Annotated in this window: 11 protein-coding genes and 1 pseudogene; 3 read left to right on the forward strand and 9 right to left on the reverse strand. The window is 41.0% G+C overall.

The genetic code is table 11. From position 1 onward, the window contains the following. Window positions 1-135: 135 nt before the first annotated feature. The 5 genes from HYI04_RS15760 to HYI04_RS15780 form a co-directional block, all read right to left on the reverse strand. Entirely contained in the window at window positions 136-900 is a 765-nt protein-coding gene (locus HYI04_RS15760) for an energy transducer TonB (protein WP_010326323.1), read from the reverse strand. Beyond that, the gene (tolR, locus tag HYI04_RS15765; protein ID WP_010326322.1) at window positions 897-1,343 is read right to left on the reverse strand and encodes a protein TolR; all 447 of its coding nucleotides are present in this window, start codon (window positions 1,341-1,343) and stop codon (window positions 897-899) included. The genes HYI04_RS15760 and tolR overlap by 4 nt, the downstream gene beginning before the upstream one ends. A gap of 12 nt (window positions 1,344-1,355) precedes the next feature. Further along, window positions 1,356-2,054: a protein TolQ gene (tolQ, locus tag HYI04_RS15770; protein WP_004694253.1), complete on the reverse strand. Its 699-nt coding sequence runs from the start codon at window positions 2,052-2,054 to the stop codon at window positions 1,356-1,358. Between the two features lie 94 nt (window positions 2,055-2,148). Continuing rightward, entirely contained in the window at window positions 2,149-4,113 is a 1,965-nt protein-coding gene (locus HYI04_RS15775; protein WP_010326321.1) for a phytase, read from the reverse strand. A 79-nt stretch (window positions 4,114-4,192) separates the two neighbouring features. After that, window positions 4,193-6,679, reverse strand: a complete 2,487-nt coding sequence (locus HYI04_RS15780) for a TonB-dependent receptor (protein WP_010326320.1) — start codon at window positions 6,677-6,679, stop codon at window positions 4,193-4,195. 324 nt (window positions 6,680-7,003) lie between these two features. Between HYI04_RS15780 and HYI04_RS15785 the strand changes: the two genes are divergently transcribed. Both HYI04_RS15785 and HYI04_RS15790 read left to right on the forward strand, forming a co-directional pair. Continuing rightward, a complete protein-coding gene (locus HYI04_RS15785; RefSeq protein ID WP_010326319.1) occupies window positions 7,004-7,930 on the forward strand; it encodes a diguanylate cyclase domain-containing protein in 927 nt (308 codons plus the stop codon). Then, window positions 7,927-8,928 carry an AraC family transcriptional regulator ligand-binding domain-containing protein gene (locus HYI04_RS15790; protein WP_010326318.1) on the forward strand — a complete coding sequence of 334 codons (1,002 nt, stop codon included), beginning with the start codon at window positions 7,927-7,929 and terminating at the stop codon, window positions 8,926-8,928. The genes HYI04_RS15785 and HYI04_RS15790 overlap by 4 nt, the downstream gene beginning before the upstream one ends. A gap of 73 nt (window positions 8,929-9,001) precedes the next feature. Here HYI04_RS15790 and HYI04_RS15795 read toward each other — a convergent pair whose 3' ends face one another. The 3 genes from HYI04_RS15795 to HYI04_RS15805 are packed head-to-tail and all read right to left on the reverse strand — an operon-like array spanning window position 9,002 to window position 12,869. Then, window positions 9,002-9,691 (reverse strand): hypothetical protein, encoded by a 690-nt coding sequence (locus HYI04_RS15795; protein ID WP_010326317.1) that lies wholly within the window; start codon window positions 9,689-9,691, stop codon window positions 9,002-9,004. A gap of 35 nt (window positions 9,692-9,726) precedes the next feature. Next, window positions 9,727-11,238 (reverse strand): alkaline phosphatase, encoded by a 1,512-nt coding sequence (locus tag HYI04_RS15800; protein WP_178896366.1) that lies wholly within the window; start codon window positions 11,236-11,238, stop codon window positions 9,727-9,729. A 14-nt stretch (window positions 11,239-11,252) separates the two neighbouring features. Then, complete coding sequence (locus tag HYI04_RS15805; protein WP_178896367.1) at window positions 11,253-12,869, reverse strand: alkaline phosphatase; 1,617 nt, start codon at window positions 12,867-12,869, stop codon at window positions 11,253-11,255. A gap of 356 nt (window positions 12,870-13,225) precedes the next feature. Between HYI04_RS15805 and HYI04_RS15810 the strand changes: the two genes are divergently transcribed. Next, on the forward strand, window positions 13,226-13,879 hold the full coding sequence (locus tag HYI04_RS15810; protein ID WP_178896368.1) for a flagellar biosynthesis protein: 654 nt from the start codon (window positions 13,226-13,228) through the stop codon (window positions 13,877-13,879). Window positions 13,880-14,000: 121 nt separating this feature from the next. Here the strand turns inward: HYI04_RS15810 and HYI04_RS15815 are convergent. Then, window positions 14,001-16,220, reverse strand: a pseudogene (locus tag HYI04_RS15815) (TonB-dependent receptor). Window positions 16,221-16,443: the final 223 nt, after the last annotated feature.

Below are 16,443 nucleotides of genomic sequence, written 5' to 3' on the forward strand. Positions count from 1 at the left end.
GAGATTCATGCACGTGTGGCCGTATTAAATAAATTTACAGATTTAGGTCGACCTCACACCCAAGTTGCCACTTAAATTTAGATAACTTGGAAGAAGTTTAGCTTTTGAATGTTTGTGCAACAAAGCCACATAAAATTAACTTTCAATACGATATTGGAAGGTATTTTTAACATTCGACACACTGGTCGGTTTGCCATCGACGAGACGAGGCTGATATTTAAAAGTGAGTGCAGCCTGAATCGAAGGTCGTACAAACATCGGATGACAATCGCCTTGTGCTTTAGGATTTTCTACCCGTCCTTTTTCATTTACGCTATACATCACTGTGCAATCCCCCTCAAGTTTACGATCCAAAGCTTGTTCAGGATAGGCTGGTGCTATTTTTGCAACAGGTTGATAATTTTTAACATCAAATGTTTCAGGATGAGTTTGTGCTTTGGGTTCTACTGATTTCTGGGTCTTTGTCTGAGTTGGTATATCCGCTTTAGACTGCGTATCTACTGTTTTCTGAGATTCAGCTGCTGCCGTTTGCTTTTCTGTCATGACTTGCTGTGTCGGTTTAGCCGCTGTAGGTACAATTTTGTTGCTCTGTGATTCTACAAACTTCTTGGTGGTTTTCGGTTGAACTTCAGCAGGTTTCACAATCTGTTTTTTTGGGACAGGCTCATGTAGCAGTTTTTCTTCGACTATCAGTTCAGGCTTTTTAGGTTGTGGTTGCTGTTTGGCAGGAGGTGGTATTTGCACAAATTGTAATTGAATGGTTTTCGGCTTAGGTTCCACCAATGTTTCATGCATCTCAACCGTACATAACCATGCAATTAGCGCAATATGCAATCCAGCCGTGACCGAAAGCGCTAGACCTTGATCACGAAACCTAATTTTGGAAACGGTTGCCATCATGATTGTGGTTCCTCTGTCACTAGCCCCAAGTTCGTTACCCCACTTTTTTGCAAGGATGCTATGGCCTGTGCAACCAGTTGATAATCGGCATCCTGATCGGCACGCACATAAAACTGTAGGCTTTTATCTTTTTGAATAATCGGAACGAGCTTTTGTTGCATACTGGCTAAATCAATGGCCTGATCCGTGACTTTCTCAGTATTCACTTCCGAACCAATATTCCAGTAATACTGACCATTGGCTTGAATAGATAAGGTCACAATACGCTGCTGTTGTGACGCGGGCATGACATTGGCATCCACTTTAGGCAAATCAATTTGAATGCCTTGTGTCAACATCGGTGCAGTCACCATAAAAATCACCAATAGCACCAACATGACATCAATATAAGGAACCACATTCATTTCAGCATTGAGTTTTAATTTTTGAGGACGCTTAATCATGGCTGTTGCTCCTTAACGCGAAGCGCGCTCAGTGTGCCCCAACAAACGATAAATACGCGTTTGCAACTCATTGGCAAAACCGTAATAACGACTGGAAAGCTTGTCAGCACGTGCCGAAAAGCGGTTATACGCGACTACCGCAGGAATAGCGGCAAATAAACCAATGGCTGTTGCAATCAGCGCTTCTGCAATTCCAGGTGCAACTGTATTGAGGGTTGCCTGTTCAACGGCAGACAGTCCAATAAACGCATTCATAATGCCCCAGACCGTTCCAAATAAGCCTATATACGGGCTGACTGAACCGACTGTTGCAAGAAAGGTCAGATTTTGCTGAAGCTTTTCTTCTTCTTCACTGATGCTGCTGAGCAAACGACGTTCTACCCCATCAATCACATCACTTGTAGTGAGTTGCTCATCTTTGATCAATTGATGGTATTCATCCACCCCATGTTGAAAAATGCTGACTACGCCTTTCTGTTGTTCAGGCTGTTGGTAATCTTGCTGTAAAAGATTGAGATCTTTTTGCTGTCTAAAATTCTTTAAAAAGCGGTTCCAAAGCTGCTCTTGTCCACGAAGTAACATACCGTGACGCACGATTAAATACCAACTTACTACTGAGGATAAAACCAAAATCAACATCACTACTTTCACCAACACACTGGCATGGCTAATCAACATCCAAACCGACATTTGATCCATTGTTGCTTGCATAACGCACTCCAATTTTTTACTGCATGGTGCAGTACATGTATATTTTTAAAATGGGCTGTGACTCTTTGCCCCAGCCTATGTACTAAAGCGCTATTTAGTCTAAATGCAGGGCTTGAGCGATTTTTTCCCATGGCACATATTTAAAGTTCTGATTGGTTTCAGGCATCCGTTTACGTCCATCTTGCACCACCAACATGCCTTGCTTCCATTTGCCACCAAAATTTAGGGAACTCACATCTAGTCCATCTGTTTCAGACACAGCGTCAATGCCTTTGTCGATATTGATGCCTACACGAAATGCGCCACGAACCGTATAAGGTGCTGCGGCATCAAGCACCACAAAGCTGTCATTGCCTTGGCTTGAAACTACCAAATAACTTTGCTTTTTACCGTGATAAAGTCCCATTCCCTCAATGTCATCATGCATCACCTCTCCTACACCTATCACCTGCTGCATAGGGAGCTGAGTTTTTGGATTGAGATCTTTTACCCACACCGCGACATCTTCTTCACCCAAGAAAATACGTCCTGTGGCGTCGTCTACGACACAGCCTTCAGGTTGGGTTTTAACTGAAAAACGTTGTACTTCTTCAGCCCTTAATTTTTGCTGCGTAGCGGTAATGTGGTATTGAACAAAAGTCCCGTTTTTATCGTTTGGAATGGCATAGATTTCACCTTGAGCATCGCGATACATACAAATGCCGTAGATGTCATCTAAAGTCGTTGGTAACTCACCAAGCACAAAGACCCTGCCTGTTTTTGGTTGAATCGCAAATACATGTAAGCTGTTGTGGTCTCGGTTCGATGCCACAGCCAAATCAACCGTTTGATTACCCCACTTAAAGCCATGGCGTACATCGACATTATTGAGTCTCCCGACTGGCAAATACTGTACAGCTTTACCTTGTAGGTCATTGACTTGTAAGCCGCCTTGTTTATCTGTCGCTAAAATACGGGATTGACTCGGCTGTGTGGCATTGTGCCAAATAGCAGGATCATCAGCCGCATCACCTGTACTTGGCACACCCTCTGTCTGCACTTCTGCAGGGATAGTGATGATACTTTGAGCTTTGGTCTGGGTCTGAGTTTCCCATTCAACATCGGCTGCTTTCACCGTTTTATCATCTAAAATCAGTAGAGATTTATCGGTTAAATTTCCGCGAATACTCAGACTTTCCGCCTCCTTTAAACCACTCAGCTGTAATGGTTCTAGGATGTTCCAATGCTTGTCTTGTTTTTGATAACGATAAAGCAGTGGTTTTTCTTCATCAAGCACCGCAATGTGATCATCCACAATGCTAATTGCGGATGGTGTCCCTTGAATCGAGCCAAACGGTTTTACCAAATCGACTGCTTGGCGCACCATATCTGCTTCAGAATGGGCAGGATAGACCCAAACACCGACATTTTCTTCATTGATTAAGAGTTCTGCACTAGTATCATTCACCTTGCAAACAGTACTTGCAGGTGGAAAACTTAAACGACGTACCAACTGCGGCAGGGCCAATGCTTTTTCACGATTCGCCACAAGCCACTGCTCACCTATCCCTTCTTCACCGACTAAAAAGGCAAAACTCAAGCCTTGAGCATCGGTGTATAGACAAACATCTTCGGACTTAAATGAACGCTTTGGAATAAAGCTGGCTTTGTCCCATACTTTATTTTTTAAGTTCATGCTCATCAGTTGAATTTGCTGTTGTTGCAAATTCGATGCAGCAATCAATAAACGCTCCGAACCAATCCGGTAATCAAAACGTCCAAACTGCCCTTGAATGTGATGCAATACATTTTGTTCATCATCTAAAAACTGAAGACCTTTATTCTTACTGCTCAATAGAGCTGTCACTTCTGGCCATGTACTTAAGCTCAACCATTGCACATCTTCAGTTTTAGCTTCATTTGTATCAACTTCGCGTAATTGGAGCTTTTCTGCTGTTGGCTGATCCACCGTTAATGGTTGTGAGCTTACAGGAGATGGAGAAACACCATGCTGACTACATGCTGTCAGTAACACTATGCAACTTGTTAAAACAGACAATTTAAAGCTTGAAAAATTCATAAAATTACTCAAATTTGGGCAACCATATCTCGAGGTTTTCTTCTCAACAAAGAAAACCTGAGCGTTTATTTAGTGAAATTTAAAAATGGGTGTAAGTCAGAGCAAGCTTATAGGCTGGGCCATATTCTTCATACTGCGCGTTGTAAGCCTTCGCACCTGCGTAGTTGTAATAGTGCTCATCGGTGATGTTTTGTACATCAAACTTTAATTGTAAATTTTTTGACAAATTCAGATGACTACTAAAGTCGAGAAAGACTTGCTCATCGGTATAAGTATCTTTTTCAGGCGTATCAATATCACCTAACTCATATAAATAGCTAGACTTATAGTTTGCAGACAAACGTACGCCGAAACGCTCATTTTCCCAACCAATCATGGCATTGCCTACCACATCCGACTGGTTTGGTAAATGAATACGACGGCTCAGAAGTTCGCCATCTTTCATCGAATCAATATCTGCTTCTGACTTACTAAAGGTCGTATTAAAGCCCAGCAAGAAACCATTCCAAGGCGCTCCTAGATGGTCAAACTTTTGTGAGTAGGCAAACTCCATCCCGTACAGTTTTGCTTCATTACCATTTTTATAGGTAATAGCTTCATCAAAGTCAGCCCATTGCCCTGTTCCTGCAATATTGGTGTTATAAATAAAGTTATCGATATCTTTATAAAATGCGTAGAAACCCACCATACTGGCTTTGCCAAAATACTTTTCTACACCCAGATCAAAGTTAGAAGACTCTAAAGGCTTTAACATTGGGTTACCAAACTCAGCTTCATCACCATCGATATAGACACCTGGTGCACTTTGCGCAAAGTTCGGACGTACCACACTATTGGTCCAAGCGGCACGGAGGTAAGCGTTATCGGCCAATTGATAACGTAAATGTAGGCTTGGCAACCAATGATCATAGTCATTTTTATATTTAGTCGCAGTGATCACATCATCGTTGAACTCAAAACCACGTGCTTCAAAGTTGGTATTTTCATAACGTAAGCCTGCAATCACACGCAGTTGATCCAAATCAACGGTATTCATGACATAAGCCGCTTGTATGTCTTCATTCGACTTAAAGTCATTAATGATTGAACCGTCAGCAACCACATAATCATTTGGATTTAATCCACTGATTTTATCTTTAATAGCGTTTTTATTAATGGTTGGACCAAACTGACCCAGTTCATAATGGCTGTTTGAATTGAAATCTGAACTTGACGTACTGAGATCTTCATATTTCCATTCATCGGTATTGTTGGTTTTTTCACGTTGGCTGATTTTTCCGCCGAACTTCAATGCAGCAGCATAATTCCCCAGCATATAGTCTTTCAAAAAGTCTAATTTACCGTTGTATTCTTTATCGGTGGTTTTAGATTTTTCCCACGACACCGAATCTAACTCATAGTTGGCCGCATCATAAAAATCTTGGTCTGCCGTAATTACAGGTTTTTGCGTACTATTAAATCCAACATTACTAAAATCACCTTGGTATTTTGCCCCCGAAATTCCCCCTGGATTTTCCTCCGATGCTTCGCTATAACCGAGCTGACCTTCCACCGTCCACGTGCCAAAACCTTGCTTACCACCGAGGACAAAAGACTGTATTTCTTGTGTTTCTTCACGGCTCTTCAGTGAACGAGTCACTTCTGCATCACCACGCTGGCCTGCAAGTTGTGGATCAGAAAATTCAGCCGCCACTTCCTGACGTGATTCAGTGTCTTTAAAGCGACTATATAAAGTTCTTAAATAGTATTCGCCTGTGTCATTCGGACGGTAATCAAAGTTTAAACCCGCACCAATGCGCTCACGCTCGATGTCATATTGACGCATTGCGGTTTCTTCAAGTGCGTCACCATCCCAAGCCCCACCCGTTTCAACATTGTCCGAGCCAAATTTTCGGTTTTGATAACTCAGTGCCAGTGCCACCCCAAGGTTGTCTTGCCCCTCACCAACACTGAAACGATTACTGAGAGCACCAGATGCTTTAGGGCTATATTTTTCCCGTTTTTCATCATAACCACCTTCAACCGTTCCCGTATAAAACAAACCGTCATGGTCAAAAGCCGATAAACTTTCAACCTGCACCGTACCACCTAATGAGTTGGCATCCATGTCTGGTGTCAGCGTTTTCACCACAGCCAATGACTGTACTAGCTCTGAAGGTAAGACATCCAATGCTACGCCACGGCGATCGCTTTCAGGTGCAGGAACCAAAGTACCATTGATGGTTACTGCATTTAAGTCAGCGCCTAAACCACGAACGGAAACAAAACGTCCTTCGCCTTGGTCACGCTCTGTAGATACACCTGGTATCCGTTGCAACGCTTCTGCGGCATTGTCATCGGGTAATTGTCCAATGCCATCGGCATGTACCACACTGCTGATTTGGTCGGCACGTTTTTGTTCTTTGAGTGCTTTATCCATACTTGCAGCTTGACCAATGACCTGTACATATTCCACCGTGTTATCTTCGGCATGTAGATGCGTCATGCTCAGCATTGACAGGACCAATGTGCTGAGCTGAAAACCCGCACGCTTATGTTTCATGAAACGGCTCTGATTATTTTGCATTATGTTCTTCCCCTCAAGCCAAAGTGGCATGGTTTGAACGCACAATAGAAATTGAATGTGAACATGATGTGACAGTGCCTTTTACGATCTGCCCTTTTTATTTGTTTTTGGCCTTTTTCAGCAAAAAGTGAGCTAATTTGATCTGTATAGAGAAAATACTGAGCATACAGAATGATGCATATTCCCCTCAAAGATAGGGTTTTTCAGCATTTTTATTCTCAAAAATCAAAAATACCCTGATCTATTTTGACCCTAGCCATTGCCATCAAACTGTCATCTAAATCTGTTTAGCTTGGGCGAAAATAAATCATTTCAAAAAATGCTATGCCTAAATACTTTGCTTACTACCGCTGGCCTTTATTATGTGTAGCGACTGCCTGTAGCTTATCCCTTTGGTTGTTTATCTTACTTGGGCAGAGCAAGTCATTTGCTGAATGGAACTGGGTCGATATTTTAGGTGAAGGGGGAGCAACTGTTTTTATTGGTATTTGGATTTTCTTTATTATTAAAAGCCGTCCTTTGGGCCGTGTAACCAACTATATCTTTTATGGACTGTGTTTTATTTTTTTCCACATGTGGATGGACAGCTTAGATGAGTTTATTCGCCTGCCTAAAGAAATCATGTGGGATGCATGGCTTGAGTCCATTCCTTTTCCAATTGGACTGTGTCTATTTACCATCGGGATTTATTTTTGGCATCAAGAAGAACTGGCGATTTCTAAACACATGCAAAAAAGAGAACGCATTTATCGGGATCATCGCTTATTCGATGCACTCACCCCTTTGGCCGATGCTCATTATTTTAAAACACAGCTCAAAGCCGCAATCGAGCAAAACTTGCATGAACCCAGCGACATGTCCGTCATACTGCTAGATATGCATAATTTTAATCAGATTAATCAAACACATGGCTTTGATGAAGGCACATCTATTTTACAGCATGTTTCACAATTGATTAGCTTAAACTTACGACCACAAGACCTGCTCTGCCGCTTCGCAGGAGATCGTTTTATTATGTTGTTACCAGAGACTAAGCTACAACAGGCTGAAAAAATGGCTGCTCAACTTGAACGCATGCTTATGGTCAGTGCTTATTATCAACGTGATCTGTCCGTGCACATTCCTCTAAAAGCACTCACGACCTGCTGCGCTGTCGGACAATACCAAACTGTCCAACAACTCTTGAGTGCCTTAAATCAGCAATTGCTCCAAGTGAAGCAGTACTACTCACCGAAGCGAGTCATGGTATGAGCTTTGAATGCGACTACAGCTACATTCCTGCGCATCATCAATTGTCTATTTTAATTGATTTGGCAGCGAGTCATGAAGTCGAACATCACGTCCTGCTCAGTGGCAGCAGTATTTTCTTAGAAGATATCTTTTCGGGGCAAAAACTAATTAGTCAACAACAGTTACAACAGGTTTTAAAAAATGCTGAACAGTGTTTTCGCAATCAGGACATCAGTTTCTTATTTGGTCAGCGCAGTTTAACCACTCCCTTTAATGACGCCATTAAATCCATGCTTTATGCATCGACCTTCGATGAGGCACTTAGCCGTTATTTAGAATTTTCCGCGTCCGTTTCACCATGGTTATGCCCTCGACTCATGTATAGTCAAAGCCATATTCATATTTATTGGTTAGATGAAAACAAGCTTGAAAATCGCTTTTTAATCGAAAGTGCAATGAGTGCAATACAAGCGTTTAGCCGTCAACTGTACCAAGCCAAATTAGCGTGGAAATTCGAGTTTAATTTTTCTGAACCGGATTATATTGAACAATATTGGACACATTTAGGCAGTGCTTTAGAGTTTAATCGCCCGATCAACATGATGAGCCTACCTCGCGATTTGATTTATGAAAAACTTCCCAATGCCTCTTCGACCTTAGCTTCAATCAGTTATCAATATGCGCTGAAAGAAATGACAGCTCAAAATATTCAACAGAGTTTTTTGCTCAGTTTGCACCAATATTTAATGCAGAATATTCAAAATAATATTCAACTTGAACAAACCGCTGACTATTTTCAAATGAGTTCTGCCACCTTAAAACGTAAACTGAAAAAGCATCAGACCCATTTTCAAGCGCAACTCGATCAAAGTCGTTTGCATACTGCCATCATTTTATATCGTGTACATGGTTTTAAAACTGAACAGATTTCTCAGTATTTACAAATTAACGATGCCACTAATTTTCGACGTGCGTTTAAGCGGTGGAGTGGTTTAACCGTACAAGCGGCACAGTCCTAAGCGCTTATTTTTCCCAAAAAAATCACGGGTATTTCTATTGTAACGTCGAAATTAAAAGTCAAAAACTCATCGGCTAATCACTAAAGTCCGCATAGTCACGTTCGCTGTATTTTTCTGTTTGTGTCCAAGGTGTAGCAACATGTTGGCCAATTTTGCGCACGGTAAAGGTTTTGGCATAGCCTGAGGTCGGTTTGAGCAATTCATATTTTTGAACCAGTTGATCCTGTTCACTCCATATAATATTCAACGTTTGCCCAGCACTGCGTATTTGATAATGCGCTAACTTCGAATCACGTTGAATCAATTGTGCTCGCTTTAAAATGTCAGGATGAATCAAACTATATTCACAGCGCCAACAGTTTTTCATCCCTAGCATTTCTTGATCGACATCCTGCAATTGCACCCGCATTTTTTCATCTGGCAAAATATAAAAACGCTGAAACGGACTTTCTACGTTTGCTTGCCCGACTACATCTTTGCGCTGCATCCACTGAATTGCACTGTCAAAACTCACATGCTCATGGGTGTCTGTTTTGGCAGACACATGAGTGTTGCTATGTATCTGGGCTTCGTCAGCATGCGTTTGTGTGTTTAAACGTTCAATCCAAATATTTTGCTCATCTCGAATTATTTTCTCACTGTATTTTTGAATGGTCGTGACCCCATTGGCATCCAACCGTTCAATCTGATAATCAATACGATATTCATCGGCCGACCATACCCATGGACTGAGCAAACTGAAAGACAATGCTAAGAATTTCATTTTGAATTTGAACGGCCGTATAAATCTTGTATCCATTAGAATCCAAACGCCTTTTTCAATTGCTCAAATACCCATGTATTTTCTTGTGTGCCTTTGAATAGATTTGAATTCTTTCCTTCAGCAAACAGCATCACATCTCCGCCGCCATGTGTTTCGCTTTTCGTCAGTTGTACCCCGACTTCTTGTTTATAGTCGTCAGCAAAGGCTTGCTCGTTGCTAATACTGTCACGAATATCTAAACGTTTACCCGTACCATTTCCAAAAACAAGCGTCGTTCCTGTTGCCCCATTTACATCGCGGTATGGATTATGTACTTGGCCATCAGCCAGCACTTTGCTGTAAGCATTTTGCTCTTTTGCAATATTATAGTCATAGCTCAGCCCCAAAATACCTGGATTAGTTTCCGTCGTTTGACCCGTTCGTGCGGCATAACCATTAAAGGTCATCACATGGTCATGGTCTGCCGTCACTACAATCAAGGTATTGCTCAAATCCACTTTATCCAGTGCAGTTTGAATTGCATCATTAAATGCTTTGGTTTCTTGCAATGCTCTTTTGGCATTATTGGCATGTAACGCATGGTCAATACGTCCTCCTTCAACCATCAAGAAGTAGCCTTGTCCATTACTCTGCGCTTGCAATGCATCAATCGCTTTACTGGTCATCACCGCCAGACTAGGTTCAGTCTCTATATTTTTTTTCAGGCGATCCAAATCATAATTTAAATGCGACTGTGTGGAGAATATACCGAAAATTTTCTGGGTATTGACTGTCTGCGCCAAATCACTTTGACTTAAAACGGTTTGATAACCCTGCTGTTTAAACTCTGCCAATAAATCACGGCCATCCAAGCGCCCTTTGGGGTTAGAGACTGCATCATAAGGCGTCCAGTGATTTAAGCCGCCTCCCATAAGGACATTAATGCCATCCAATAAGTTTGGATTATAAGCTTTACCTTTTGGAACAGCTTGAAGCGCTATATCGTATTGCGCATCACGGTGACAGATATGTGCATAGGTTGCCGCAGGTGTGGCATGGGTGAGTTCGGTCGTCGTCACTACGCCAACCGCTTTACCCTGCTTTTTTGCCAGTTCTAAAATACTTAACGCAGGCATCCCTGCGACCATACTACTGCCCTGTTCTGGACAACGGTTGATGGCTTTCGCTAAGCTTTTGCCATTCGGCAATTTTCCATCTTCAGGTTCGACCGCAATCGTTCCTGTTGTCATGGCTATCACTTCATTTTTATTTTTCTGCCCAGTCATATAGGCGCCCATAGAGGGAGCGCTATCTGTGGTTTGACCATCCTCAGAATAGGTTTTAATTCGTGCTGCGTGCTTCATGCTGTCCATGGCCAGTTTGCCATTTTCCCCCACAGCATAAATACGACTTGCCGTCACTGTGGTTGGTCCCATGCCATCGCCTAAAAAGAATATAAGGTTTTTAGTCGGTGTAAGTGTGGTGTCAGCAGCATACAAAGCATTTGAAGAAATCGATGCTGTAAGCAGAAGCATCATGTATGGGATGGTTTTTAAAGTAGGTTTCATGTGATATCCCTCTGCTATAAGCCTGTGATCTTACGAATCAGATGATTGACCTCAATATTTTCAAGGCTACCCGAGAACTGATCTGCCCCCTGACCAATCGCACCTAAAAACACATCTGCACCACCATGCGTTTCTTTATCTTTATAGCCCGTTTGAATCACAGCTTCTTGTTGGAAATCATCCGCAGCAGTGCCCGTACACCAACCCGTTTCAGCCAAAGGATAGGTGAAACTATATTTTTCACCTTGTGGTGCCTTTGGCCCTTGTACAGGATGACAGACATCAGTGTCTTTTAAGTTCAGTACCAAGTCATCCATACGGTTTTGAGTGGGGCGTTTTTTGCCCGTACCAAAACCGATAATCGGATAAGGTTGACCATGAATATCTTGAGCAAAGCCCGCTTGATCATAGTTTTTTACCAATCCAAGCACACTGGTTTCCTTACCTTCGACGTATTTTCCTGTACGCTTGGCATAACCATTTAAAACCAAGGTGTGATCATGGTCGGCTGTGATTACAATCAGTGTATTTTTAAGTTCAGGATCACTTTGTTTAAGCTTTTGAATGGTTGCTTCTAAAGCATCATTTAAGGCAATCGTGTCTTGTAAAGCACGTTTGGCATTGGTGTCATGCAGCGCATGATCTATACGCCCGCCCTCCACCATCAGGAAAAAACCTTTTTTATTTTGCGTCAGGATGTCTAAAGCAGACAGCGTCATTTGCTTGAGACTCGGCTCTGCCAAGTTTTTCTTGGTGCGATCCAAGTCGTAATTTAAATGGCTGTGATTAAATAAACCCAATAATTTTTCATTTTTCGCCAGTTGCACTTGGGACAGTTGGTTTTCATCAAAAACCACGCGGTAGCCTGCCTTTTGCATCTCGGTAATTAGATTGCGCCCATCAGTACGTTCTCCACCTGCATCTTTAGGCAAAAATTGACGCTTACCTCCACCTAAAACCACATCGACTCCATCTTTGAGTTTGAGGTTATAGCGTTGATAATCATCGCCTTTTGAACTCGGGACCAACTGTGATGCAATGTCATTTTCAGCATCACGGTGGCATATATGCGCATAAGTCGATGCTGGTGTGGCATGCGTGATCCGCGTTGTGGTCACAACCCCTGTCCCCCAACCCTTTGCTTTGGCTAACTCAAGTAAAGTCTGTGTGTTTTGCTTATTTTTGTTTTGTGGGTTAGTCCCGCACTGGTTATTCCCTACTGAATCAGGTTCAACTGCAATTGTCCCTGTCTGCATCGAGATCACCTCGTTTTTCATCTTGACACCTGTCATATAAGCACCCATCGAAGGTGCACTGTCAGTGACTTGCGCATCTTCAGAAAAGGTACGAACAAAGGCAGACTCAGGTAACCGATCAATTGCTAACTGACCATCTTCACCGACAGAATAAATACGTGAAGCGGTAAGCGTGGTCATGCCCATTCCATCACCCAAGAAAAACACTACACGTTTCGGTTGTTGGACTTTTTGTTGTTTGAGTAGTTGTACTGCATGAGTTGGTTGAGCTTGCATTAAATCACTACTTTGACAAGCGGAGAGAAATAAAGCACTCAAACTTATATATGCCACACTGATTGTTTTTAATTGGAATTTTTCAAGAAAACCGAGCATTGCATCAACCCATCTAAAGATGGCTGAACCATACACTTCGGATATTTAAATCCGATGACATTTAAGCATCAATATAAATTTACTCACTTTCGAAACGCTTTTTCATTTTTTACAATTATCAATATTAACCATCAAATTTGTAACGCAATCCAACATCTTTATTCTCATTTGACAATGGTTATTATTTACTTTTTGGTAAAATTCAATCAAAATCCCCTGTCTTCTGCAAAGCAATCTTTTTAATTACTGCTAAAAATGAAATAGTTAAGCTTTTTTTTTAGAACGTATCTTATTAACTTTATGCACTTTTTTACAATAACCACCAATCTCGGGGATTTTAAATGAAACGCTCTTCCATGTTACTTGCTATGGGGCTCTTGATAACCACTCTTTCAGGCTGTGCGACATCACGCGGATTGATTCAAGTTCCTGCACCTAATACTTCAGCATCCTCTCAAGAAGTGCCGAGCTCTAAGAAAGCAATTATCGCTCTGGTCGAAGATAATAGAACATTCCAAGACAGACCTACCACGCCTGATATTCCGTCTTTAAAGGATGGTTTAGCCAAAGCAACTACTGAAGAAAAAGCAAAAGCTGTTGCGCGTAAAAGAAATGGCTACGGAAAAGCATTAGGCGATATTCTTTTAGAAAAGGAGACCGTGTCTGAGTTATTACAAAAACGCACAACTCATGCACTTAAACAATCAGGTTATGAAGTCATTACAGACAATGAAACCAATCGAGCAAATGCCGATCTAATCCTCACCATTAAAATTAATAAATTTTGGTCATGGTTCCAGCCTGGATTTGCGTCAATCAAAATTCACTCAGAAATAGATACAAATGTCGTGAATGCGAAAGACTTGAATACAGCCCCTCTCCACATTTATAGCAAGGTGACAAAATCAGCTCAAATTGCCAATGGTACGAAATGGGTAGAAAACATTGATGGGGTACTTGATGATTATGAGTCTAAATTAATTTCTGCATTGCCAAAAGCAAATCCATAAATAGCTATAAAGTAAAAAAAGCCCTCTGTAGAGGGCCTTAAAAGCTAACGAATGTTATACGTTAAAACTTGGGCCATTCTTTAATGACCCATGTTTTTTTAACCACAACTAAAGATAAGTACTACCACTTATGACTATAAGAAACTTTTAACGTTGCTCCATTCGCTACTAAGTGACTTGTGTTGTCACCAGATCTTAGCAATTGGCTATAAAGTGGGTAATATTTTCGGTTAAACATATTTTCTAAACCAATAGTTACAATATCTTTTTTGTTAAGCGCAAAACTACTGATTAAGTCGGCCGTTGTATAAGATTTCACATCATAACGACCAAAACCGTTTACGCCATTCAACCTGTAGTCCTTCGCACCAAAGTAAGTTGCCTGTAGTCTATTCGTCCAAGTATCAGTTGGACTATAAGAGATGTAACCAGTCAATTTTAATGGTGGGATTCTGAAGCCCGTCATATCTTGTTCTTTATTCGTGTTTTGTGGAGTTTCACGACCTTTCATCCACGTTACACTCCCCCCAGTCCCCCAAACATTAACATCATCAATGTAGTCAATCGTTGCTTCAGCACCAGAAACTTTCTCTTTTGTTCTAGCAAGAACCAATCCATTGTTAAAAGATTGGACACCTCCAAGGTCCGAGGTTGAATGGAATACGGCGAAACTAGATGAGATATTTTTAAAATCACCCTTCCAACCAAGCTCATAATTATCAACTTTTACAGGTTCTAAAAATGATGAAGCAAGGTTAAAACCGACTCCAGCATTACGTATAACTAAACCAACATCAGGAAGTTGAAAGCCTTGATTAAAAGAGCCGTATATCGAGTGTTGATCAGTTGGAGAGAAAGTAAGATTTGCATTATATAACCATGCATCAGCTTTAACTTTACCCCCTTGGACTGTATAAGGGTTTGGTTTACCTAACTGAGATAATGGGATGAAACTATCGATTTCAGCGTAACTATCTTCATAACGAGTTCCAATCTCAGCAGCCCATTGGTCATTAAATTGATGCTTAAATTGAACAAATCCGCCAAGACTTTGAGTTGTGAGCTCAGGCAAATAAATAAGATTCCCAATTTTAACAAACTCTAGACCACCAGACTGATCATAAATTTGAGGTTCAAAAATATCCAAGGGCATCTCGCTCTTTTCACGACTAAAGTCACCGCCCCAAACGACAGTTGTATCACCCAAGAATTCAAGTGGAGTTGAGACTGTTAAGCGACTACCTAGGACATTATTTTCTTGGTAAATTTGATCGACTTGTTTTCCACGATTGGCATTACCGCGAGCATCAAATGGTGAGAAGCGAGTAAAGAAGTCTCGATAGTAAAGTTGTGCATCAACTTTATTTCCTAATAGATCTTTATTGATATAGGTCAAATTATAGATTTGATTTTCATTTTTATTTTGATCTTTTAATTTTAAACCTTTAATTGCTTGAGCAGGTACACTACCAAGAGGATATTTTTTTGTGCTCGTATCAGCTGCATAATCAGAATTTTGTTCTGCATTATAGTAATTCGCCGCAAGCTGTAGGTATTGATTGTCATCAATATGATAGCCAATTTTACCCCCAATGCTATAGGCATCAGCATCATAAAGATCACCTTGACTGGGTTCTGGAGCAACTCTATCACCACTGGCATCATATGGACTACCAATACGTTGATAGCCAAACTCCAATGCATAGTCAAAATTATCCAAGCTTCCCGTAAAATATTGGTGAATATCCCCACTTAATGCATCTGTACGGAAATTAGTTAAAGGGCTTTGTAAGCCAATAACAGTTTTAGCTGTAGGTTCTCCACCAGCAGCTTTAGTTGTTATAGATATAATTCCGCCTGCTGCACCACTACCGTAAATGGCGTTGCTTCCTCGAATAACCTCAATATTTTGAATACTTTCCGGATCAATAGCAGAAAGACCTCTAGAAGTATCACGCGTTAAATTCATCGGAACACCATCAACTAAGATAAGTGCATTTCGTCCACGTAACGTTTGTCCATAATCTGTAATTGTACGACTTGAATCAGATAAGCCAGGCACAGCTTTAGCTAAAACAGTTGCAATATTCCCTGAAGAACCATTTTTTTAAAGTTCAATTTGTTTTTCATCTAACTTTGTCACTTGTTTTGATTTTTCTTGGACTTCATCAGCACGTGAGGCAGTGAATGTCATTGTTTCTAACTGTTGTACAGTATTTTCTGATGGAGAAACCTTTTCTGAGTTCTCTGCAAAACTCGAATTAGAAATGAAAATTACCCCTGTTGTTGCCAATATTGGGAAAAGTTTTTTAGACATAGATATTGAAGAGGGTTTTTTCATAATTTGTAAATAGCAATAAGAATTGTTATCAAAATAATTCTTGTCTACTTTACAGTCAATTTTTTTATCAAATAACTTTAAATTATTTATTGTAAATAGGGTGTGTTGACACTTTTAGCTTAAAAAAATAGCGAAGTAGTAAAATCAAATCGCCAAACCCAATTTTACTATTCGCTATGCCTCGTACCATGCTGACAGATCAACACTGGCAAAAGTTGAAAGT

This window comes from Acinetobacter sp. SwsAc2, assembly GCF_013391465.1.
GTDB classification, from domain to species: domain Bacteria; phylum Pseudomonadota; class Gammaproteobacteria; order Pseudomonadales; family Moraxellaceae; genus Acinetobacter; species Acinetobacter johnsonii.